We start from the raw sequence: 19,685 nt of genomic DNA, 5'->3' as shown, positions 1-19,685 counted from the left end.
CAGCATGCATCCATGGCTCCCGAACTCGACGCACGGTTCGATCGGGTATTTTGACCGTATGCCTCGTTTACTTGGCATCTGCCAGCAGTCGGTTGAAGACCGTTGGATCGGTTACACCTTCCGAGCCGATCAGTACGATGCGCGCATCTTCGTTCAACACCATTGCGTCGCGCAAATCGCGCTGCGTTGCAGCGCAGATCAAACCGCAAAGTCCGGCGACCGCGCTTTCACCAGCCTCTATGCGGTGGCTCGTTGCAATGCCGTTGGCAAGCATGCGAACCGCCGGTGCGACCACGTGTTCAGGGATCGTGATGAAGCCGCTGACCAGAGCAGACAAGACCGGCCAGGCGACCGCGGAAGGCACACCGCATGACAGGCCCGCCATAATCGTTTCTGCCTCGATGTCCACGGCAGTCATGGCCCCTGCTGCAGCGCTCGCATACAGGCATGGTGCGAGTTCTGGTTCAACCAGGAAAATACGGGGAGCGTCCGCGCCCCAGGCGTCGTGAAAAGATTTGCTTACGGCAGCTGCCAGTCCACCAACGCCCCCTTGAAGGAAAACATGTGTCGGCGCAGTTGGCAGGTCCCGCACGACTTCGCGCGCCATTACTCCATAACCGGCCATGACTTCCGTGGGTGTCTGGGTGTATCCCTCCCACGAAGTATCAGAAACAATGTGCCAACCGTGTTTTTCGGCATCTACCCGCGTTTGGGCGACCGTTGCATCGTAATCTCCGTCCAGGCGGATAACCTCTGCGCCCAGCATGCGAATTGTCTGGGCACGGTATTCACTCACTTCCGCATGTATATAGATGCGGCAACGGGCACCGAAGCGGGCAGCACCCCAGGCTACCGAACGGCCATGGTTTCCATCCGTGGCTGAAATCACGGTCAGAGCGGCGGCCTCTTCCGCGAATGTTTTCTTGCGGATTTCGGCAAGGCTTACGGGCTTGCCACTGGATTTGGCAATCTCGCGCTGAAGAAGAAGCATCACCGCGTAAGCGCCACCAAGCGCCTTGAAACTTCCCAGTCCGAAGCGTGGGCCTTCGTTCTTGTAGTGTATGCTCCCCAGATCGAGCGCCCTGCTCAGCCAGTCGAGTGGAACCAGCGGGGTTTTTTCATATCCATCCCAGCATGTGATCTCATTTTCCGCCAGGTCGAATTTCTCCCGGGTAAGCGCGCTGGGCACATTGGGCTCTTTTATGGCGCGCGCCGCAAAAAACTGAACATTGGCCTTTTCGAACTGGTCGAACATGAGAAGCGCTCCTTTTTCGATGATGGCGAAATATTCGCTCACTTCTCTCGAAATTTGCGCTATATTTTGCACCTTGTTTTGCAAAAAAAGTTCGTGTTGTGGCTGTGAAAAAAGCGAAACCATCTCTTTCTCTCGACACCTTCGACTTGGCGATTCTGAGAATTCTTCAACAGGATGCGACCGTACCGCAGCGATTGATTGGCGAAAGCGTAGGCCTGTCCGCACCTGCTGTTCAGCGCCGCATAAAGCGCATGCAAAATGACGGCGTGATCGCTTCGCAGGTCGCTGTGCTCGAACCTGGATACGTCGGACTTCCACTGACAATCGTGGCTGAAGTCGAACTGAAGACTGAATCGGGTGGGCGAATTGACGAGGTGAAGGCAGAGTTTCTTCAAGCCGAGGAAATTCAGCAATGCTATTATGTGACAGGCGAAACGGATTTCATTCTGATCCTGCTCGTCAGTGACATGGCAGAGTACGAGGCCGTTACGCAGCGACTGTTCTTTGGCAACGAAAACATCAGGAAATTCAAAACCTTTGTAGCGATGGACCGGACAAAGACATCCACGTGCGTGAACATCTGATCAGTAGACAGGCCGATCGAATTGCGAGGCAACCGGGTGTATCGATGTGAATTGCAGGATTTCCAGGACCGTGGCTCTTCGTTCGTGCCGTCGTTAAATCTTGCATTGTCGTCCGAGAACAATCCGCGAAATCGGAATGGATTTCCCGATTGTGCCGGCAAGCGGTTTTCTCAACCGCGTTGTTCACTGGTCTGCCACGGAACGACTTCCAGTTCTGGCCATTGCGCTTTCATCCTCAACGCCTTTTCGGCGTAGGTTTCGGGATTCAATTGTCCGTAGTTGGGCACCAGGCGCATGCCGAACAGGTTCGCCAGTCCGAAGGGAGCATGAATGACAAGTTCGTCGGTATGGGTAAGGCGCGCGGCGACTGCATGTGTACGTGCCGCATAGGTCGTCAGGGCATCCATCGAACAGTCCAGTGGCCGGTAGGGCCGTCCGAAGCGTTGTTCGTACCACAGATGTACACGGGCCTGGTTTCGCACTTCGACGAGATGGGCAAGATCGGGCAGGGCCGTGTTGACCGTTCGGATAACCAGATCCTCGGCCTCGTATGACGGGTCTGTGCCGTCGAAATAGATGACATCAAAATCCTTGATGCCGTGAAGAAGCGGTCGGTCGGTCAGAACGTTCCACACTGTCTGGTAGATCCCGCCAGACACCAGCCATGCATCGGGCAGGCCAAGATCGCGGGTCGCGCGGAGGATCTGCATGACGTGCGGGACAGCGCAAAGAATTGTCGCAAGGTGTTCGCAGCGCTGCTGCTCACAGGCCCCGTATGGGTCGCCAAGGCGGGCTGTCGCGCCATCGGTTATCGGAGTGTTTGTCATGAAATCAACCTGCTGGACTGGACGAAAACACTAGCCGATTCTGAGGTTTGAGACATCCGTAGCTTTGACGAGGTTTCAAAAGGCGGTTGAAAATGGCGGTCCAGCTGTACATCGTCATCTTGCTTGACACACCGGCACCGGGTGCCATTTTGAAGGTGGGGTCATCAGTTTTGGAAGTTTCGAATGAGCAGAACTTACGCGCTTGCGATGCAATCTATCTCAAAATGGCTGCCATTGACGCTCGGGTCGATGGCCTTGATGGCAGCTTCCGTACAACCGTCCGACGCCCAGTCCCGGCGGCCGGATTCGCGTGCCATGACGTGCTCGCAAGTTCAGTCGATGATTGAAAGGAATGGTGCCGTTGTCCTGAGCACCGGTCAGTACACGTTCGACAGATACGTCTATACCCGGAATTCTTGTCAGCACGGGGAAGTGACGCGCAACAAATGGGTGCCGACCAAGGACGTTCGGCAGTGCCGGGTGCGGGTCTGTATCGATCCGATGATCTTGAAGTTCAACGATTGATCGCTTACCGGTGACCCCGGATTTTCGAGCCTTGACAGCAAGCTGGAGGGACAAGAATGTCGCGTCTACAAAACACGTCACGAGAGCCGGGGCGGGTAGCCGTATTGGCCGTCGGCGTCATGATGTTGCTGGTGTCGGGCCCTCCGGCCGCTCAGGCTCAATCGGCTCGGCCGGACACCAGGCAGATGACTTGCGCGCAGGCCCAGTCACTCGTCAAGCAGCGTGGCAGCGTCGTCATGACGACGGGTCCGTCAACCTTCGACAAATTTATTGCAAATGTCAGCTATTGCCTGCCTGAAGCGAATATGATGCGCCCGAAATTCGCACCGACGAAGGACAACCCCAAATGTCCTGTCGGCAACAAGTGCTTCAGAAGCCGGAACGTCCGCTGATCGGTCTGTCGCCGGAAGGGAACGACCGGTCTGCGCAGTCGTGGGTGCTGCGCTGCATCCCGGGTACTCGATGCAACGCAGCCGACCGCGATGAGGATCAGGTTATCCTCTGAGTGTTCCGCCGGTTGCCTTTTCGACATTGGCGATGATCTTCTTGGCAACAGCGTCGATTTCTTCATCCGTCAGCGTCTTTTGACGCGGTTGCAGGAGAACATCGATTGCCACCGATTTCTGATCGTCCGGCACGCCCTGGCCCACGTAGATGTCGAACAGCGTCACGTCGGCAATCAGGGTCTTCTCCGCGCCGCGAGCCGCCTTTAGCAGGACCTCGGCCTTGACGTCCTTGCCGACCAGGAAAGCAAAATCGCGGCGGACCGGCATCAGGTGGCTGGCATTCAGCGCGCCTTTTGACCGTCCACCCTTGGTCTTGGGCTGCGGCAGCACATCCAGATAGATCTCGAACGCGACCAGCGGCCCTTCCAGGTCGAGGTCAGCAAGCGTCCTTGGATGGATTTCACCGAAGACGGCAAGTGCGTTTTTCGGACCGAGCTTCAGACAGCCGGAACGACCGGGATGAAAGGTACCTGGAGCATCCGTATGGACCTGCAGTTTTTCAACCGGGGCACCGATGGCTGCAAGCGCGGCCTCCGCATCCGCCTTGGCGTCGTAGACATCGACGCCTGTGGAAGACCCGGACCAGTGACGGCTGGCACCCTGTAATTTCGCAGTGCCGCGACGAACGCCCGCGGCGACCATCTTCTGGCCCTCGGGTGTATCGTCCTGAAACACCTGGCCGACTTCGAACAGCGCGACATCACCAAAGCCGCGGTCAGCATTGCGCTGGGCGGCGGAAAGCAGGCCCGGCAGCAGGCTCGGGCGCATGTCCGACATCTCAGGCGAAATCGGATTTGCAAGCTCCAGTGCGGCGTTTCCGCCACCGAAGAGTTCCGCCTGCGGTTTGGAGATGAAGGACCAGGTGACGGCTTCGTTGAATCCGCGTGTGGCAAGTGCACGCCTGGTCCTGTTGCGGCGGATCTGTCCGGTTGTGAGGACCTTCTGGCCGACGGTTCCCGTTCGCGGAAGAGGAGTAAGCGGCACGCGATCAAGCCCGAGGATGCGCACGACTTCTTCCACCAGGTCGGCCTTGCCCTCGATGTCCGGGCGCCAGCTCGGAGCTGCGACCTTGACCGTGTCGCCGGAACCCGAGATCCAGAATCCGAGAGATTTCAGGGTCAGGTTGGCCTCTGCTTGTGAAACTTCGACACCGGAAAGTCGGCGGATCTCCGAATAGGGGAAATCGATGATATTGCTGCTGTCGGGAACGCGGCCGGCCTGCGTTGTTTCCGACGGTTCACCACCACAAAGATCAAGCACCAGTCGCGTTGCATATTCGAGACCCGGCATCATGTAGTCCGGGTCGACACCGCGTTCGAACCTGTAGCGGGCATCTGTGTTGACGCCAAGCTTGCGGCCCGTTGCGGCAATGTCGTCCTCCTCCCAGAGCGCGGATTCGATCAGCACGTTGACAGTATACTCGGTGCACCCGGACGGTTCGCCGCCCAGGATGCCGCCGAGGCTTTCAATGCCGTTGTCATCGGCGATCACACAGACAGTGTCGTCAAGCTCATAGGATTTGCCGTTCAGGCCGTCGATGCCTTCGCCGGCCCTGCCACGGCGGACCACCAGATTGCCGTGCACCTTGTCCGCGTCGAAGACGTGGAGCGGACGGCCCTGGTCGAACGTCAGGTAATTTGTGATGTCGACAAGGATGTTGATCGGTCGGAGCCCGATTGCGGTCAGGCGGTCCTGCAGCCACTTCGGCGACGGGCCGTTCTTGATGCCCTTGACCATACGCAGGCCGAACGCCTTGCACATCGGCCTGGTGTCGCCGAAGTCGAGAGAGACGCTGACCGGGCAGGGATAGTTGCCGCGGATCTGCTCATGCGAGCGTTCCTTCAGCTTGCCGAGGCCAGCGGCCGCAAGATCCCGGGCAATGCCGTACACACCGGTACAATCCGGTCGGTTTGGCGTCAGGCCGATCTCGATCACGGGTTCGTCGAGCCCCGCCCATTTGGCGAAGTTGACGCCAACAGGTGCATCTTCGGGCAGATCGATGATGCCGTCATGCTCGTCGGAAAGCTCCAGTTCGCGCTCCGAGCACATCATGCCGAAACTTTCCACGTCGCGGATCTTGCCGACAGACAAGGTAATGTCGAGACCGGGTATGTGATCGCCCGGTTTGCCGAGCACACCGACCAGACCGGCGCGCGCGTTCGGCGCGCCACAGACGATCTGGACCGGTTCGTCTTGCCCGGTATCGACCTTGAGCACGCGCAGCCGATCGGCATTCGGATGCTGTTCGGCTTCAAGGACCTTCGCGATCTTGAACGGCTTCAGCCGGTCGGCACGGTTGGTGACTTCTTCGACTTCCAGCCCGATCATCGTGAGACGTTCCACGATCTCTTCCAGGCTGGCGTCGGTATCAAGGTGTTCCTTGAGCCAGGAAAGGGTGAATTTCATCTGCCTTACTCTTTATCGCTTGGGCGGCGCTATCAGGCCGCGAATTCTTCAAGATCGCTGCGTCAGTTACCGAAGCGGCCAACTTCTGGCAGAACAGTCGCATCGCCGTAGTTCTCGGCGAAACGGCGTCCGATCGCACCAAATTCACCGGTCCACTGGCCCACCATGTCCGGCGTGATCTGCTGGTTTGTCGCAATCGCCTGGGCGGCTTCCGCCTCGATGCGGTCGCGCAGGATGCCAAGCTCTACCTGGGCGGCATATTCCGCCCGGTATTTTCCGAGCCAGCCCATCGCAACGATGATGACCATGACCAGCAAGGCGGCCGTACTTGTCAGGCCCGCCCATTTGGCAGTGCCGCTGATGCGCTTGTCGCTGGCGATCAGCACGATCGAAGCAATTGTCAGGAACGCCACGATGTAGATGGCCTGCAGGAAGCTCTGGTACTTTTCGGCGGAGCTTGCCTCATGATTGGCACGCAGCGTGGTGATCCGGTCACGCAGATAGAGCAGGGCGTCGGCCTCCGTCCCGAGCTTGTCGCGAAAGTATGTATCGCAAAAGCGCAGGCGTCCGCGCGCCTCGATCTTCTCGGCGCAGGCTTCCATGAAGGAGGTCGGAGTCGGCACGCGCTCGTCCTTGTCCGCGGTCTGGGCCGCGGCTGGAAGGATTGCTGCAAGGGTCAGCGCAATGACGAGATATATGCGGGTCAGCAGTGACATGAAGTGTTGCCCCCAGGGTCCGGGTGATTAGTTGGACAGGCCGCCAAACAGCGTCGGCAGGTCGAGAGGGCGGAAGCCATAGTGCTGGATCCAGCGGACATCTGCATCGAAGAAGGCTCTCAGGTCCGGCATGCCGTATTTCAGCATTGCGATCCGGTCGATCCCCATGCCCCAGGCAAATCCCTGATAAACATCCGGATCAAGTCCGCAATTGCGGATAACGTTCGGATGAACCATGCCGCAGCCGAGGATTTCCAGCCAGTCGTCGCCCTGGCCGATCCTGACTTCGCCGCCGGACCGGTCGCACTGGATATCGACTTCCATGGACGGTTCGGTGAACGGGAAGAAACTCGGACGAAAGCGCATCTTGATGTCGTCAACTTCGAAGAAGGATTTGCAGAACTCCTGCAGAACCCATTTCAGATGGCCGAAATGGCTTTCCTTGTCGATCACGAGCCCTTCCACCTGGTGAAACATCGGCGTGTGCGTCTGGTCGCTGTCGCAGCGATATGTCCGCCCCGGGATGATCACGCGGATCGGCGGTTCCTGGGTCCGCATGGTGCGGATCTGAACCGGGGAAGTATGCGTGCGCAGCAGCAGGCGTTCACCGTCTTCCTTCTCGTTGAAGAAAAACGTGTCGTGCATCTCGCGTGCCGGATGGCCTTCGGGAAAATTCAGCGCCGTGAAATTCAGCTCATCGGTTTCGATGTCGGGGCCTTCGGCAATGGAAAATCCCATATCCGCAAAAATGGCTGTGAGTTCGTCGATCACCTGGCTGACCGGATGGATACGGCCGGTCTCCGCCGGTGAAGGACGCAAGGGCAGCGTGACGTCGACTGTTTCGCTGGCAAGGCGCTGCTCCAATGCAGCTTCTGCCAGGATGTCCTTGCGAGCGCTGATGGCGTCAGTGATCTTGGCTTTCAGGCCGTTCAGCGCCGGACCCATCACTTGTCGTTCTTCCGGGGTCATCTTGCCGAGTGTTTTCATTTGCTCGGAAATACGGCCCTTCTTGCCAAGAGCGTGGACCCGGACGTCTTCCAGTGCGGTTTCGGTCTCCGCGCCGTCAATGGCCGTAAGAAGATCGGATTCTAGGTTATCGAGATTGGACATGCATGCTCGGTTGTCGGTTCGCGCACAAAGCGCGGAAATGAAAGTCGGGGTCTTTTAGCGAATAATTGCGCACAATGCCACGGCCTCAAGCGCATTATTGCGTGAGCCTCCGGTGATTGGAAAAGCGCCGGAATAAAAGCGCATTAGCGCATAAATCGCCCACAGGCCGGACCCTGCCGTTGAGGAAAGCGCACGGCGCGTGTGTGCAACGCATAGGCGCGTTTGCGATCATGGCAGCGATGTGCATCTTGGCTGGTCATGCGCGTCAATTTAGCGAAAGGCGTGGCAATGGCAAGGGAAAAGGCAGTTTGCCTCGGCCACTTCATCCAGCGGAACGCATGTGTGTGCATTTCGTGCGATGGGTCATTCAACCTGGTGCTCTTCGCCCATGCTCCTGGACGGACATCATGTCCTTCTCAAGGTGAAGTTCTGCAAGTGAAACGGCCAGCCTGTCTTTCGGAAGTCCTCTTCGCCTTGATATCAACGGCAGCCTCTAGGCGTTCACCTCATCCGCACCTTTGGGCCGTCCGATGGAGGCCTGCAGTTCTTTCTTCAGCCAATCGCTGAAAGCCTGCTTCGCTTTCGTTCGCGGCGCATTTCTGCCGCTGATCAGCCAGTAACCGATCCCGGTCGCAGGCCTTTGTGGAAACGGAGCGATGACCTGTCCTGACTTGACCGCGTAAACTGCAAGCGTTTCCCATGCCAGAAAGACACCGTGGCCGGCGATTGCTGCGTCCAGGCACAACGAACCGTCGGAGAAGGTTGGGCCATCCCGCAGGATCGTTTCGTCAAGGCCAAAGAGATCCAGCCAGGTTTTCCAGGTGAACATCTGCCCAGGGTCGTGGATGATAGGCAGTTTTCCTATGTCCGCCGGTTCACGGATGTTCCGAGCGAGTGCGGGACTGCACACGGGAAAGACCCTTTGATTGAGAAGTTTCTCCGCATTCAGTCCGCGATAGGGACCGTGTCCGACCCGGATGCACAGATCGACGTCGCTTGTGTCGGGATCGACAAGTTCGACTGTGGCCTCGACCCGTACCCTGACACCGGGATATGCCTTGTTGAATTCCTTCAAATGCCAGACGAGCCATTTTCCGGCAAAGACGGGCGCAACCGAGATGGTCAATGCGTCTTCCCGTCCTCTTTCAGTGGTTGCGACGGCGATGGAAAGAGACGACATGGCAGACGTCAGATGCGGTTGCATGGCCAGCATGTGGGCGGTCGGCAGCAACAGCCGGTTCTGGCGTTCAAACAATTGGACGCCCAGCTGGCCTTCGGTTTTCTGGACTTGCTGGCTCACCGCCCCGACTGTCACGCCGAGCTCTTCGGCCGCCGATTTGATCGAGCCCAGCCTTGCGACCGCTTCGACGGCGCGCAATCCGGTAATGTGGATTCGGTTGAGGTTTTTCATTATAGATATTCTAAATCGAAATTCAGAAGAAGTCGATTTTTTAAAGCGGAAAAGGGATCTATATAGTCAGCATAGCTAAATTCAAAGAAGGAATTTGGCCATGAAGAAAAGAACAATAATAAGGAGACTGAATATCATGTTGAAACTGTTTATGCGCCGTCAGGCAAGAGCGACATCACCGTCCTGGTACGACCGGACCGATCCGCTGTCCCATCCGGCTATCCAGCGCATGAGCCCGCGTGAACTCGCGGATCTGCCGCTCACCCGGCGCTGACTGCTGACCGGCAGAAAAGCCGGTCACAAAAAACACCCGATCGGCCCTGCACTTGCGGCCGGTTGGAAAAAATCGCAATCAGAAAACGGCGCCTGGACCAGATCCGGCGCCGTTTCTGGTTTCAGGAGCCCTGCCGCAAAGAGTTGCGGGCCCTTTTTGTATTGATCTTTGTCCTTGACCTGGAGCCACTCCAGGCCCGTAGATTTGCCTCAAGTCAAAGAGGTGAGGCCAATGCGGATTTCCGAAGCAGCGACGATATCGGGCCTGAGCGCCGACACGATCAGGTACTACGAGAAATCGGGTCTTGTGCCGGCAATAAAGCGCGGTCCGGATCGATTGCGCCGGTTTTCACCGGAAAACATAGAATGGCTCACCCTGCTGTACTGGCTGCGCAAGACCGGGATGCCGATGAAGGAAATGCGGCGCTTTGCGGAACTCTACCGCCAGGGTGCGTCCAGCATCCCGGAACGCAAGGCCGTGCTGCTCCGGCACGAAGTGCGGCTTCGGGAACGTCGCGCTGACCTGGATCAATGTTCAAAGGTACTTGCCTACAAGATTGAAACATACAAGAAAATCGAAGGAGATCTGTCATGAAGATCATTCTCGTTGGTGCATCCGGCGACGTCGGCAAGACGGCCTTTGAGGAACTCTCCAGCCGTCACGAAATCATCACGGCCGGCCGGTCCTCCGGAGACATTGCGGTGGATCTCGCATCGCCTGAGAGCGTCGAGGCAATGTATTTGCAGACAGGCCCGGTCGACGCGGTCATATCGGCAGCCGGAGAAGTTGAATTCGGTCGCCTTAGCGACATGACGGCCGACACGTTTCGCTATGGCCTTGAAAACAAGGTCCTGACGCAGATCGGTCTTGTGCTTGCCGGACTGAACGCTGTGAATGATGGCGGATCCTTCACCCTGACCAGCGGCATTTTGGACCGGGATCCAGTCCTGATGGGGGCAGGGGCTGCAACGGCGAACGGCGCCCTGGCCGGTTTTGTGAAGGCTGCGGCAATCGACCTGCCGAAAAACCTGCGCCTCAACGTCGTCAGTCCCGGCTTGCTTGAAGTTTCCTCTGACCAGTACGGAGCCTGGTTTCCAGGGCACGAATTGGTATCTTCCAGACGTGTCGGTCTGGCGTATGCAAAATGTGTCGAAGGCGCGATAACCGGCCAGGTCGTTGCCGTGGACTGAAAAGGTTGACTGGACAGAAGGCGGCTCACCTAGCCATCACAACTCGACCGCCGAAGATTGCTATGCGCGATGCGCAGTCGGATTCAGGATGAACTCAGTGCACAAGAAGAAGGAGTTCTTTGTGGCGATGAATGTCGTGGACCGCAGCAGGCAATGATTGTCATGCCCGTGGGCAAATCCGGAACAGCTCCTCAGTCGAGATTCAACGCACGCCTGACCCTTGAGTATTTTTTCCTGAAGCGCGTCGCCGTTTTCGCAAGGAAAAGATCGGTTTTGACCGAGGCGCGCCGTTTGCGTTGAAGTGCCTGGGAAAGAAAGCTTCCCTTCGACATTATTATTCTTTTGTCCTGAAGGCATCGCTCCAGCGAGGTCACTGCATTTTCAAAGCACATCTTTCGAACGACATCGCGCTGCAGGTTCAACAGGCGCTCGTACTCAAGAGGATTGTCGTCCAGGTACCGGACTTTCTCTGTCAATTCTTCGAGATTTTCAACCGAGCAGCCTTCGGGAATCAACTCCTCATGGATCAGTGTGTCGCGAGGGAGGAGCACGAGAGTTCCGCAGGAAACAGCTTCAATGACCGAGTTGCCCCGGATCAGTCGTCCTCCCAGTTTGACGAAGTATTTTGCATCGTAAAGTTCCTGCAGATTTTCTTTGATGTTCTGCTTGTGGATGCGAACCCGATAACCGTCGTCAACGAGGGGTTTGAGCTCATCGGGAGGAGATTGGACCGGCCGCTCCGAGGACATGTTGATCTCTGCATATACGCCGTCCTGCAAAGATCCTCGCCCCAACTCCTGCCTCAGGAGGTTTTCAAGACAATGTGGACCAACAAATGTGTAGGGGAAGTCGACCGCACCGCCGATTTTCGACGTGATGTTGTTTGAGATCAGCTGGTTCAGGCAAACGTCGTAGCCGAATTCCGCCCATTTCGAGGCCAGGTTCGCTTCGCCGATCATGTAGCAGAACAAGACTTGCGGATGCTGGCGAATGACGTCTTTCGGAATTGAAACATTGATCGAAATGACAACGTCGAAATCCGACCAGTCGATTGAGCGGCAAGGCACAGAGAAATGACCGTTTGGGTACGGACTGCCGGGTCTTTTGAATTCTTCACCTGGAAGATGCTCGATCGTCTTGGTCTTCAGGAGTTTCACGTCATCTGCGATTTTCGGAATAACGCTTCGATAGATCTGACACTCCGGAGCCGGATCCTCATCCACAATGTAAAAGGAAGTGTCGAGTTCGGTGAACAGCCCGACCGGCCCGACCCTCATCATTGAGGAAAAGAGCAGCGCATGCGCGTCTTTTGTCCCTGCCGGACAGACATATAGGTCCTGGTAAACATCCTGTTTGACAAAAGCAATTTTCATACGAATCTCATCAGAACGTAAGACGGTGAAGCAGTCGCAAGTCGCTTAAAATACTTGATTGTGAATAACAAGCGTCCTCATGCAGCAGAGTTGAGCAGCCGAGCCTCCCTGCAGGTTCCGGAACAGGTTTTCGATACCAGGAGAACTATACAGGACATCACACAGTGTACATGTCTTTTGCGAGTGACCGGTTGTTATGACCGACCAGCAGAACACGTGCGCACGAACCTCGCAAACTGCCTATGCTGCGAATGCCGCAAGTGCGGTTTCTGCCTGTTTGAAATTGATTGGACAATCTCCGGGTCTTGCGCAGGGCTTCGTGACAGCCGGTTCCTTACTCATCCATCTTCAGGGCCTGGATGAAGGCTTCCTGAGGGATCTCGACCTTGCCGAATTGGCGCATCTTCTTCTTGCCCGCCTTCTGCTTTTCCAGAAGCTTTCGTTTTCGGGTCGCGTCGCCGCCGTAGCATTTCGCGGTTACGTCCTTGCGCAGGGCCGAAATGGTTTCGCGGGCGATCACGCGTCCACCAAGGGCGGCCTGGATCGGAATCTTGAACATGTGCCGCGGGATCAGGTCCTTCAGCTTCTCGCACATGGCCCGGCCACGGCGCTCCGCCTGGCTGCGGTGGACGAGGACGGACAGCGCATCCACCGGCTCATCATTGACCAGGATCGACATCTTGACGAGGTCGCCCGCCCGGTAGTCGGAAATCTGGTAATCGAATGAGGCGTAACCTTTGGAAACTGACTTCAGCCGGTCATAGAAATCAAAGACGACTTCATTGAGCGGCAGGTCGTAGGAGACCATGGCGCGTGAACCGACATAGGAAAGATCCACCTGGATACCACGCCGTTCCTGACAGAGCTTCAGGATGGCACCGAGATAGTCGTCGGGCGTCATGATCGTTGCCCGGATCCATGGTTCGCGGATTTCTGTTATCTTGACGACATCCGGCATGTCCGCCGGGTTGTGCAATTCGAAATCCGAGCCGTCTGTCAGCGTCATCTGGTAGACAACAGACGGCGCGGTCGCGATCAGGTCCAGATTGAATTCACGCGACAGTCGCTCCTGGATGATTTCCAGGTGCAGCAAGCCGAGGAACCCGCACCGGAAGCCAAATCCGAGCGCTGCGGAAGTTTCCATTTCGAAGGAAAAGCTCGCATCATTGAGCCGAAGCTTGCCCATCGCGGCGCGCAGGTCTTCAAAGTCGTTGGCATCGACCGGAAAGAGACCGCAGAATACGACCGGTTGGGCTGGCTTGAAACCCGGCAGGGGTTCTGCGCACGGCTTCTTGTCCAGCGTGATCGTATCGCCAACCCGTGTGTCGGCCACTTCCTTGATGGATCCGGTGATCACACCGATTTCGCCGGAACGAAGCTCATCCACCTGGATGAATTTCGGCGTCATGGCACCGACGCGGTCGACGTCGTAGGAGGCGCCCGTTCCCATCATCTTGATTTTCTGACCCTTCTTCAGCGAGCCGTTGATGACGCGTACCAGGACCATCACACCGAGATAGGTGTCGTACCAGCTATCGACCAGCATCGCTTTCAGGGTTTCGTCCGGATCACCTTTGGGCGCCGGCAGCTTGTGGACGATCGCTTCCAGCACATCTTCGACACCGAGGCCGGTCTTCGCGGAGATCATGCAGGCATCGGAGGCGTCGATCCCGATGACGTCTTCGATCTGTTCCTTGATGCGCTCCGGTTCGGCAGCCGGCAGATCGATCTTGTTCAGGACCGTGACGATCTCGTGGTCGTTGTCGATCGCCTGATAGACGTTTGCGAGCGTCTGCGCTTCCACACCCTGCGAGGCGTCGACCACAAGCAGAGAGCCTTCGCAGGCGGCCAGCGAACGTGAAACCTCATAGGCAAAGTCCACGTGGCCGGGGGTGTCGATCAGGTTCAGCGTATACTGCTGGCCGTCCTTTGCAGTGTAGATCAGCCGGACAGTCTGAGCCTTGATCGTGATACCGCGTTCGCGCTCGATATCCATGGAATCGAGAACCTGTTCGGTCATTTCGCGGTCGGTCATCGTTCCTGTCATCTGGATCAGACGGTCGGCGAGCGTCGACTTGCCATGATCGATATGGGCCACGATGGAAAAATTTCGGATGTTGGAAAGCGTCTTCGTCGTCATGGCCGCCCCTTTACCACCGCAATTTGCTTTCGACCAGAAAAATGCGCGCGTGGTAGCCGGAAATCCGTTGCTTTTTTGCGGAACGAACGATGGTCAGGTGCTGCAGCTGTTCGGCGGTGCCGGTTCCCTACCGGCAAATGACGTATATCAGGCATGATATTTATCATGACAATTCAAATTCGCCGTGAGATCGGTCGTCACCCGCGGAATTTGGACTGCCCGCAAATGAGATGAACCATGCATATTCGAAACGCTGAAGCCAAAGATATCCCCGCCATCCTGGCGCTCTACAATCATGCGGTGCGAGAGACGACGGCTGCCTGGACAGGCTGCGAGGAGACGCTGGAGGACCGGGTGACCTGGTTTGAAGCCAGAAAAAGCCAGGGCTTCCCGGTGATTGTAGCAGTGGACACACAGGAAAGCGTGGCAGGGTTTGCCAGCTACGGGCCATTCCGTTCGAAGGAGGGCTACCGGTTCACCGTTGAACATACGGTTTATGTCGATCCATCAAGGCACAGGCAGGGGATTGGCAGAAATCTGATGTTTCGTATTCTGGAGATCGCTGAAGCCGACGGGATTCACGTTCTTGTCGGGGGCGTCGACGGCGACAACCTCGCTTCTATCCGTCTCCACGAGGCGCTTGGCTTTGAAGTCACTGGAAGATTGCCGCAAACGGGCACGAAATTTGGCCGCTGGCTGGATCTGGTGTTTCTGACGAAGGTATTGAGCGAGACGAGAGCGCCTGAAGGCCGGTAGGCGTTCTGTGCCGATATGCGTTTTGATCGTCATGCCTAACAAGTTCGCGACTGCGACAGCGATTGAAAATTTGGCAAACCGGCGATCCGAGCATGGTCCATGACACTGGAACGGAGAACAATCCTACTGCGCCGTCAGCACAGTCTGGCAGGCTTTGGGCAGGGCTGCGAGTGCCATTGGTCGTTTTTTGACGATTTTCGGTTTTTCACCCGGCTTGGGCGGGTTCTTCGGCACCCATGGTTCGTCGGACAGCCAGTAGGTCAGATGTGAACCGCATCCGTCACCCGGAGGCGGTGGGTTCTGGTTCTTGCAGCCGCCGCTTCCTTTCGGACAGGCAAGGCGGACATGGAAATGATAGTGGTGCCCCCACCACGGGCGCACCTTGCGCAGCCAGGCACGGTCACGGCTCTTTTCGAATTCGCACAGGGCCTTCTTGATCGTCGGATTGACGAAGATCCGGGCGACCCGCTTGTCGGAGGCCGCACGGCGGATCAGGCGCGCATGGGTATCTGTCCACTTTCTCGGATCAACCCTACGATCGGCGCCTTTGATATCGAGAGGGCCCTTGAGCATCGAAATCGCGGAGATTTCCTCGCGCTCTTCAACCGTAAGCCTCCGGTTCGGCATTTCCGTCAGCCAGATATCGGCATCAAGGCCGATCTGATGACTGGCGTGGCCCGAGAGCATGGGTCCGCCGCGGGGTTGGGCGAGATCTCCGACCAGAAGACCGTTCCAGCCGACATTCGGTGCATCGGTCGCAAGATCCTTGAGATAGTCGATCAGTTCCGGGTGTCCCCAGTTTCTGTTCCGCGAAAGTCGCATTGCCTGCCAGCTCGCCCCGTCAGGTGGAAGCGAAGCACCACCGGCAAGACAGCCTTTGGCGTAGGAGCCAATTGCACGCGCTTTCAGGGGAGCCGGGCCGTTCGCGGCTCCGAAATAGTCCTTTGCCGGCAATTGCGAGCGAAGCACCAGCTTGGGTTTCGTTGCGACGTAGCCCTCCGGAACTTCCCGTTTTTTCGCAGGAACAGGGACACCGGCAACAACTGTGAGGCTCGGCTGATAGTCTTCAGAAGCGGTTCCGCCCGGTTTGGCCGCCGGGACAGGTGTGACCGCGGCAAGAGAGGGGCTGACTGCGACAACCGCAATCAACGCCACCAGGCCGGCAAAATGTCTCTTCCGGAAAGTCCGCTCAGATCGTCCACGCTCGGTCACGGGTCAGCCTCGTGCATCTGTGTCGGCAGGTTGCCGCAATCCTGCCTGTCGGCAATGCGGCAGCCTGATCTTCAGGCAGCATGCACCAAATCGGGATGCTGCGCATCCGTTTCTGATGTTTCCATGTGGGCTTTCAACAGATCGGCCAACTCGTCGAGCAGAACAGTGTGGTCGCGGATCACCCGATCGGCTGCTCCGTTCAACGCGATGATGTTGCCGGGACGTGCGTTGTCCATGTCTTCGGCTTCCGCGTCGAGAACAGCGTTCAGACGGTGATACGTCACGTTGGGCAATTCGTCGAAAAGGTGCTGTGCCTGGTAGGCGGACGTTTGAGACTGTCCGTCCGCAAAAATGGACAGGATGGGTACACCCTTGGACGGCTGCATCCATCCGAGCGCGCCCCATCCAATCGCTTCCTTGTAGGGGAACGGTCGTTTTTCAGCCTTGCCGGTTCCAAGTGACAGTATGACCAACTCGTCCTGGTCCCAGCCGATCTTGCGGGCTTCCAGATAGGCCGCGATTGCCGGATCGTTCATGAAGACACCGCCGTCGACAAGAGCCTCATCGCTCTTCAGGGTGAGGTTCTCGACACGGGCAGGTTCGAAATAGGAAGGTGCAGCCGTGGTCGCGCGCACGGCCTGCCAGAAATAGTAGTCATTCGGCTGGCTGCCGTTTTCCTCAAGTCCGTTGGTCATGAACACGGCCTTGCGCTGTTCAATGTCATATGCGGTCAGGACCAGTTTTGTCAGCGCGCTGGCCATGGAGGTCCAGCCGAACCTTTCTTTCAGGAGCTTTTCCAAAGGCCGCGTGTCATAGGTCTCGTCGAACAGGCCGAGCGGATTGCTCAGCGCGCGCGCCAGCCGTGCCGTGATGGAATTCTTGAAGATGTCCCGCGCCTCGCGCTCGTAGAAATTTCTGAGCTCGGCAATGGTGGCGGCGGCTTCTCCGGCTTTCCCGCCGGGCCGCGGTGCGCTCAGTCCGGCGGTGATCAGTCCGCCTGTCGAAGTTCCGGCCATCAGGTCGAAAATCTGATGCATTGGCTTGTTGACGCCCCGCTGGCCAAGGCGGCTTTCAAGCGTTTCGAGAATGCGCAATGGAATAAGTCCGCGGACACCGCCGCCGTCAATAGATAGAATAAAACGTCTTTTCTGGGTCATGGTTGGTCCCCGGGGTGGTCAATCTGGAAGGGGCAGCGTCTGTTCGCAGGTCCGCCACACACGCTTATGTTATCTGTCCTTAAATGTTTGCGACCAATTACGACACTGCAATGGCAATTTGAAAAAGATAGGACTTAATCGGAAAATTTGGAGAGCAATCGGTTAATCGAATTGCTGGAATTCTGCAGATTTTCAGCTCCCTTGGCAATTGCAACCCACAATACGCGTTTGCCGCCCTTTATCCGGAGGTTGATTTCGGCATAGGATCTGTCCGGATTTTTTACCACTCCGACAGGATGTTTCATGAATATCGAACTACTTCGCCGTCTGTGCGAAACACCGGGCGTCCCGGGGCACGAGCACCGGGTACGCGAACTCATTCAAGACGAGATCAAGGGGCTTTTCGACGAAGTGACCGTGGATCCGATGGGATCACTTCTGTGCCGGCGGAACAGTCGCAAGAGTTCCAGGAAGGGTGACCCGAAGAAGGTGATGCTCCTGTGTCACATGGACGAGATCGGCTTCCTGGTCTCGCATGTCACCGACAAGGGGTTTCTTCACGTTCAGCCAGTCGGCGGTTTCGATGCGCGCAACCTGTTCTCACGCCGGGTTCTCGTTTCCACCGACGACGGTGAATTCAAGGGCGTCATGAACCCGGGCGGCAAACCCATTCACATCTCTTCGCCCGAGGAACGAAAAAAGGTTCCCGAGCCAAAGGACTTCGTGGTCGATATCGGGCTTGGCGACAAGGCCAGGGACGTCGTCAAGGTCGGTGACATGGTGACGATGGACGAGCCCCTGATCGAGATCGGAGACAAGATCGTTTCCAAGGCACTCGACAACCGTATCGCTTGCTGGCTCGGTGTGGAGGCCGTCAAGGGACTTGGCAAGTCAAAGCACGAATGCGAGATCCACGTTGCCTTTACGTGTCAGGAGGAGGTTGGCCTGCGCGGTGCGCGAACCGCTTCCTTTGCCATCAAGCCGGATATCGGCCTGGGTGTCGACACGACCCTTGCCTGTGACACGCCTGGTGTTCCCGAACAGGACCGCACGACAGTCCAGGGCAATGGCTTCGGTCTGCATGTCAAGGACAGCAGCTTCATCGCCGACCGTGATCTTGTAAAGGAATTCGAGGCGCTTGCGGAAAAGGAAAAGATCCCGTTCCAGCGCACGATGCTGGCGGCGGGTGGCCAGGACGGGGCAGCGGCACAGCAGGCTGCCGCAGGTGCCAAGGCCGTCGGCATCGTCGTCGGTACGCGCTACATCCACACGGTGACGGAAATGATCCACAAGTCGGATCTTCAGGCGGCCCTGGACGTTCTGGTGGCGTATCTGAAGAAGGCTTGAGGACTTTCTGATGGGCAAGGAGGCGTAAGCGTCCTTGCTCCAGTCCTTTGGTCGTCATCCCGCTCAAGCACATCGTGAACCGGGACCAGGGTGCGTTCACCCCTTGGAAGTTGGGGATTGTCTCGGGCTCTGACACATGCCGACCCCGGATATTTGCCACACGGTGTCCGGGGCGACGATGCCAGGATTTGGTGTCGAAGTCTTGCGGATGGTTTGCTTACGCCAACAGACCGGCGAGGTTCGAAACCTGTTCGCCCGTTCCGGCATAGAGTTCGCTGACAGACGCGCTCTGGTAGCTGAAGGAGCCGTTGTCGAATTCTCCTTCGATGCTGGACGCGCTTGCTGAACGAACCGAGAGCCCGGTTTCGCTGTTGTAGGAAACCCGTTCAAAAGAAACGAATTGCGCTGACACGGTTTCGCCGCCGATCTCCGCTTCGATGGTGGTGGTGGAAATGGAGGCGCTCTCATAGGCAAGGGAAGCGGAAGGACCTTTTTCTTCCTCGCCGAGAGCAGCTTTCAGTTTTCCGGCAGCTTTCTGGTAATCCTCGACGGTCGCAAGGGCCTTGTCCTTGCTCTTCTCGTCGTCTTCGCCCTTGCCCTTGTCGACAGCTTGCTGAAGCGTGGCGATAACCACGGCATCTTCTTCGGCTTTTTTGCTCGCCGCCTCGAGAACGGATACGGCGGGGGCCTTGTTATGGCCGTTACGCTGGCCGATATCGTGCCCGTATGCATGACCTTTCGGACCGTGCCCGGATCCTTCTGGACCACCGCTTGAAAAGGAAGCTGAAAACAGGCTCGAACTCTGGGTCGTGGTTTCGACGGAGATCTGCATGTGCTTGAATCCCGGTTTCGCCGGCCCTTCCTGGTCCGGCACAGATCCTGACAGCATCCGGCAA

Annotated in this window: 20 protein-coding genes; 9 read left to right on the top strand and 11 right to left on the bottom strand. The window is 57.3% G+C overall.

Features of this window, described 5'->3' with window-relative positions:
• Nucleotides 1-67: 67 nt before the first annotated feature.
• Nucleotides 68-1,297 carry a diaminopropionate ammonia-lyase gene (locus LA5095_RS25440; protein ID WP_208992856.1) on the bottom strand — a complete coding sequence of 410 codons (1,230 nt, stop codon included), beginning with the start codon at nt 1,295-1,297 and terminating at the stop codon, nt 68-70.
• Nucleotides 1,298-1,359: 62 nt separating this feature from the next.
• On the opposite strand from LA5095_RS25440, the gene LA5095_RS25435 reads away from it, so the two are divergent.
• Nucleotides 1,360-1,839 (top strand): Lrp/AsnC family transcriptional regulator, encoded by a 480-nt coding sequence (locus tag LA5095_RS25435; protein ID WP_055120427.1) that lies wholly within the window; start codon nt 1,360-1,362, stop codon nt 1,837-1,839.
• A gap of 170 nt (nt 1,840-2,009) precedes the next feature.
• Here LA5095_RS25435 and LA5095_RS25430 read toward each other — a convergent pair whose 3' ends face one another.
• A complete protein-coding gene (locus tag LA5095_RS25430) occupies nt 2,010-2,666 on the bottom strand; it encodes a nucleotidyltransferase family protein (RefSeq protein WP_055120146.1) in 657 nt (218 codons plus the stop codon).
• A gap of 183 nt (nt 2,667-2,849) precedes the next feature.
• Here LA5095_RS25430 and LA5095_RS32505 point away from each other — a divergent pair, with 183 nt between their 5' ends.
• Entirely contained in the window at nt 2,850-3,191 is a 342-nt protein-coding gene (locus tag LA5095_RS32505) for a hypothetical protein (protein ID WP_144436162.1), read from the top strand.
• A 56-nt stretch (nt 3,192-3,247) separates the two neighbouring features.
• The gene (locus LA5095_RS25415) at nt 3,248-3,583 is read left to right on the top strand and encodes a hypothetical protein (RefSeq protein ID WP_104704663.1); all 336 of its coding nucleotides are present in this window, start codon (nt 3,248-3,250) and stop codon (nt 3,581-3,583) included.
• Nucleotides 3,584-3,685: 102 nt separating this feature from the next.
• Here LA5095_RS25415 and pheT read toward each other — a convergent pair whose 3' ends face one another.
• The 4 genes from pheT to LA5095_RS25395 all read right to left on the bottom strand — a co-directional run bounded on the left by pheT (nt 3,686) and on the right by LA5095_RS25395 (nt 9,340).
• The gene (gene pheT, locus LA5095_RS25410; RefSeq protein WP_055120142.1) at nt 3,686-6,103 is read right to left on the bottom strand and encodes a phenylalanine--tRNA ligase subunit beta; all 2,418 of its coding nucleotides are present in this window, start codon (nt 6,101-6,103) and stop codon (nt 3,686-3,688) included.
• 62 nt (nt 6,104-6,165) lie between these two features.
• Complete coding sequence (locus LA5095_RS25405) at nt 6,166-6,819, bottom strand: hypothetical protein (protein WP_055120140.1); 654 nt, start codon at nt 6,817-6,819, stop codon at nt 6,166-6,168.
• A gap of 27 nt (nt 6,820-6,846) precedes the next feature.
• Nucleotides 6,847-7,929, bottom strand: a complete 1,083-nt coding sequence (gene pheS / locus LA5095_RS25400) for a phenylalanine--tRNA ligase subunit alpha (protein WP_055120136.1) — start codon at nt 7,927-7,929, stop codon at nt 6,847-6,849.
• A gap of 493 nt (nt 7,930-8,422) precedes the next feature.
• A complete protein-coding gene (locus LA5095_RS25395) occupies nt 8,423-9,340 on the bottom strand; it encodes a LysR substrate-binding domain-containing protein (protein WP_055120134.1) in 918 nt (305 codons plus the stop codon).
• A 136-nt stretch (nt 9,341-9,476) separates the two neighbouring features.
• Between LA5095_RS25395 and LA5095_RS32945 the strand changes: the two genes are divergently transcribed.
• The 3 genes from LA5095_RS32945 to LA5095_RS25385 all read left to right on the top strand — a co-directional run bounded on the left by LA5095_RS32945 (nt 9,477) and on the right by LA5095_RS25385 (nt 10,804).
• Nucleotides 9,477-9,614 carry a hypothetical protein gene (locus tag LA5095_RS32945; RefSeq protein WP_173937411.1) on the top strand — a complete coding sequence of 46 codons (138 nt, stop codon included), beginning with the start codon at nt 9,477-9,479 and terminating at the stop codon, nt 9,612-9,614.
• Nucleotides 9,615-9,845: 231 nt separating this feature from the next.
• Nucleotides 9,846-10,208 carry a MerR family transcriptional regulator gene (locus LA5095_RS25390; RefSeq protein ID WP_055120132.1) on the top strand — a complete coding sequence of 121 codons (363 nt, stop codon included), beginning with the start codon at nt 9,846-9,848 and terminating at the stop codon, nt 10,206-10,208.
• Nucleotides 10,205-10,804, top strand: coding sequence for a short chain dehydrogenase (locus LA5095_RS25385; RefSeq protein ID WP_055120130.1), 600 nt, complete (start codon nt 10,205-10,207; stop codon nt 10,802-10,804). The genes LA5095_RS25390 and LA5095_RS25385 overlap by 4 nt, the downstream gene beginning before the upstream one ends.
• Nucleotides 10,805-10,995: 191 nt before the next feature.
• Here the strand turns inward: LA5095_RS25385 and LA5095_RS25380 are convergent, their stop codons facing one another.
• Together LA5095_RS25380 and lepA are read right to left on the bottom strand one after the other, a co-directional pair.
• Entirely contained in the window at nt 10,996-12,177 is a 1,182-nt protein-coding gene (locus LA5095_RS25380; RefSeq protein WP_055120128.1) for a glycosyltransferase, read from the bottom strand.
• Nucleotides 12,178-12,511: 334 nt separating this feature from the next.
• Entirely contained in the window at nt 12,512-14,317 is a 1,806-nt protein-coding gene (gene lepA, locus LA5095_RS25375; protein WP_055120126.1) for a translation elongation factor 4, read from the bottom strand.
• Between lepA and LA5095_RS32500 the strand changes: the two genes are divergently transcribed.
• Both LA5095_RS32500 and LA5095_RS25370 read left to right on the top strand, forming a co-directional pair.
• A complete protein-coding gene (locus tag LA5095_RS32500) occupies nt 14,292-14,474 on the top strand; it encodes a hypothetical protein (protein WP_144436161.1) in 183 nt (60 codons plus the stop codon). The two genes, lepA and LA5095_RS32500, sit on opposite strands and share 26 nt — an antisense overlap.
• Before the next feature lie 80 nt (nt 14,475-14,554).
• A complete protein-coding gene (locus LA5095_RS25370) occupies nt 14,555-15,073 on the top strand; it encodes a GNAT family N-acetyltransferase (protein ID WP_055120124.1) in 519 nt (172 codons plus the stop codon).
• 123 nt (nt 15,074-15,196) lie between these two features.
• On the opposite strand, the gene mepA is transcribed toward LA5095_RS25370, so the two are convergent.
• A complete protein-coding gene (gene mepA, locus LA5095_RS25365) occupies nt 15,197-16,231 on the bottom strand; it encodes a penicillin-insensitive murein endopeptidase (RefSeq protein WP_408010426.1) in 1,035 nt (344 codons plus the stop codon).
• A gap of 125 nt (nt 16,232-16,356) precedes the next feature.
• A complete protein-coding gene (locus tag LA5095_RS25360) occupies nt 16,357-17,442 on the bottom strand; it encodes a patatin-like phospholipase family protein (protein ID WP_055120120.1) in 1,086 nt (361 codons plus the stop codon).
• A 303-nt stretch (nt 17,443-17,745) separates the two neighbouring features.
• Here LA5095_RS25360 and LA5095_RS25355 point away from each other — a divergent pair, with 303 nt between their 5' ends.
• A complete protein-coding gene (locus LA5095_RS25355; RefSeq protein WP_029062054.1) occupies nt 17,746-18,789 on the top strand; it encodes a M42 family metallopeptidase in 1,044 nt (347 codons plus the stop codon).
• 217 nt (nt 18,790-19,006) lie between these two features.
• On the opposite strand, the gene LA5095_RS25350 is transcribed toward LA5095_RS25355, so the two are convergent.
• Nucleotides 19,007-19,621, bottom strand: a complete 615-nt coding sequence (locus LA5095_RS25350) for a hypothetical protein (RefSeq protein ID WP_055120425.1) — start codon at nt 19,619-19,621, stop codon at nt 19,007-19,009.
• Nucleotides 19,622-19,685: the final 64 nt, after the last annotated feature.

The sequence above is a fragment of the Roseibium album genome (assembly GCF_001404515.1).
Lineage (GTDB): Bacteria > Pseudomonadota > Alphaproteobacteria > Rhizobiales > Stappiaceae > Roseibium > Roseibium album.
The sequence above is the reverse complement of the archived record's forward strand: the minus strand, read 5'-3'. Positions and strand labels throughout refer to the sequence as shown.

What these genes read in the sequence shown, in the direction of transcription:
- LA5095_RS25355 (WP_029062054.1), top strand. Translation starts at nt 17,746, where the DNA reads ATGAATATCGAACTACTTCGCCGTCTGTGCGAAACACCGGGCGTCCCG.
- pheT (WP_055120142.1), bottom strand. Translation starts at nt 6,103, where the DNA reads ATGAAATTCACCCTTTCCTGGCTCAAGGAACACCTTGATACCGACGCC.
- LA5095_RS32945 (WP_173937411.1), top strand. Translation starts at nt 9,477, where the DNA reads ATGTTGAAACTGTTTATGCGCCGTCAGGCAAGAGCGACATCACCGTCC.
- LA5095_RS25360 (WP_055120120.1), bottom strand. Translation starts at nt 17,442, where the DNA reads ATGACCCAGAAAAGACGTTTTATTCTATCTATTGACGGCGGCGGTGTC.
- LA5095_RS25385 (WP_055120130.1), top strand. Translation starts at nt 10,205, where the DNA reads ATGAAGATCATTCTCGTTGGTGCATCCGGCGACGTCGGCAAGACGGCC.
- LA5095_RS25390 (WP_055120132.1), top strand. Translation starts at nt 9,846, where the DNA reads ATGCGGATTTCCGAAGCAGCGACGATATCGGGCCTGAGCGCCGACACG.
- LA5095_RS25395 (WP_055120134.1), bottom strand. Translation starts at nt 9,340, where the DNA reads ATGAAAAACCTCAACCGAATCCACATTACCGGATTGCGCGCCGTCGAA.
- pheS (WP_055120136.1), bottom strand. Translation starts at nt 7,929, where the DNA reads ATGTCCAATCTCGATAACCTAGAATCCGATCTTCTTACGGCCATTGAC.
- LA5095_RS25380 (WP_055120128.1), bottom strand. Translation starts at nt 12,177, where the DNA reads ATGAAAATTGCTTTTGTCAAACAGGATGTTTACCAGGACCTATATGTC.
- LA5095_RS25430 (WP_055120146.1), bottom strand. Translation starts at nt 2,666, where the DNA reads ATGACAAACACTCCGATAACCGATGGCGCGACAGCCCGCCTTGGCGAC.
- LA5095_RS25415 (WP_104704663.1), top strand. Translation starts at nt 3,248, where the DNA reads ATGTCGCGTCTACAAAACACGTCACGAGAGCCGGGGCGGGTAGCCGTA.
- LA5095_RS32505 (WP_144436162.1), top strand. Translation starts at nt 2,850, where the DNA reads ATGAGCAGAACTTACGCGCTTGCGATGCAATCTATCTCAAAATGGCTG.
- LA5095_RS25405 (WP_055120140.1), bottom strand. Translation starts at nt 6,819, where the DNA reads ATGTCACTGCTGACCCGCATATATCTCGTCATTGCGCTGACCCTTGCA.
- lepA (WP_055120126.1), bottom strand. Translation starts at nt 14,317, where the DNA reads ATGACGACGAAGACGCTTTCCAACATCCGAAATTTTTCCATCGTGGCC.
- LA5095_RS25350 (WP_055120425.1), bottom strand. Translation starts at nt 19,621, where the DNA reads ATGCAGATCTCCGTCGAAACCACGACCCAGAGTTCGAGCCTGTTTTCA.
- LA5095_RS25370 (WP_055120124.1), top strand. Translation starts at nt 14,555, where the DNA reads ATGCATATTCGAAACGCTGAAGCCAAAGATATCCCCGCCATCCTGGCG.
- LA5095_RS32500 (WP_144436161.1), top strand. Translation starts at nt 14,292, where the DNA reads ATGTTGGAAAGCGTCTTCGTCGTCATGGCCGCCCCTTTACCACCGCAA.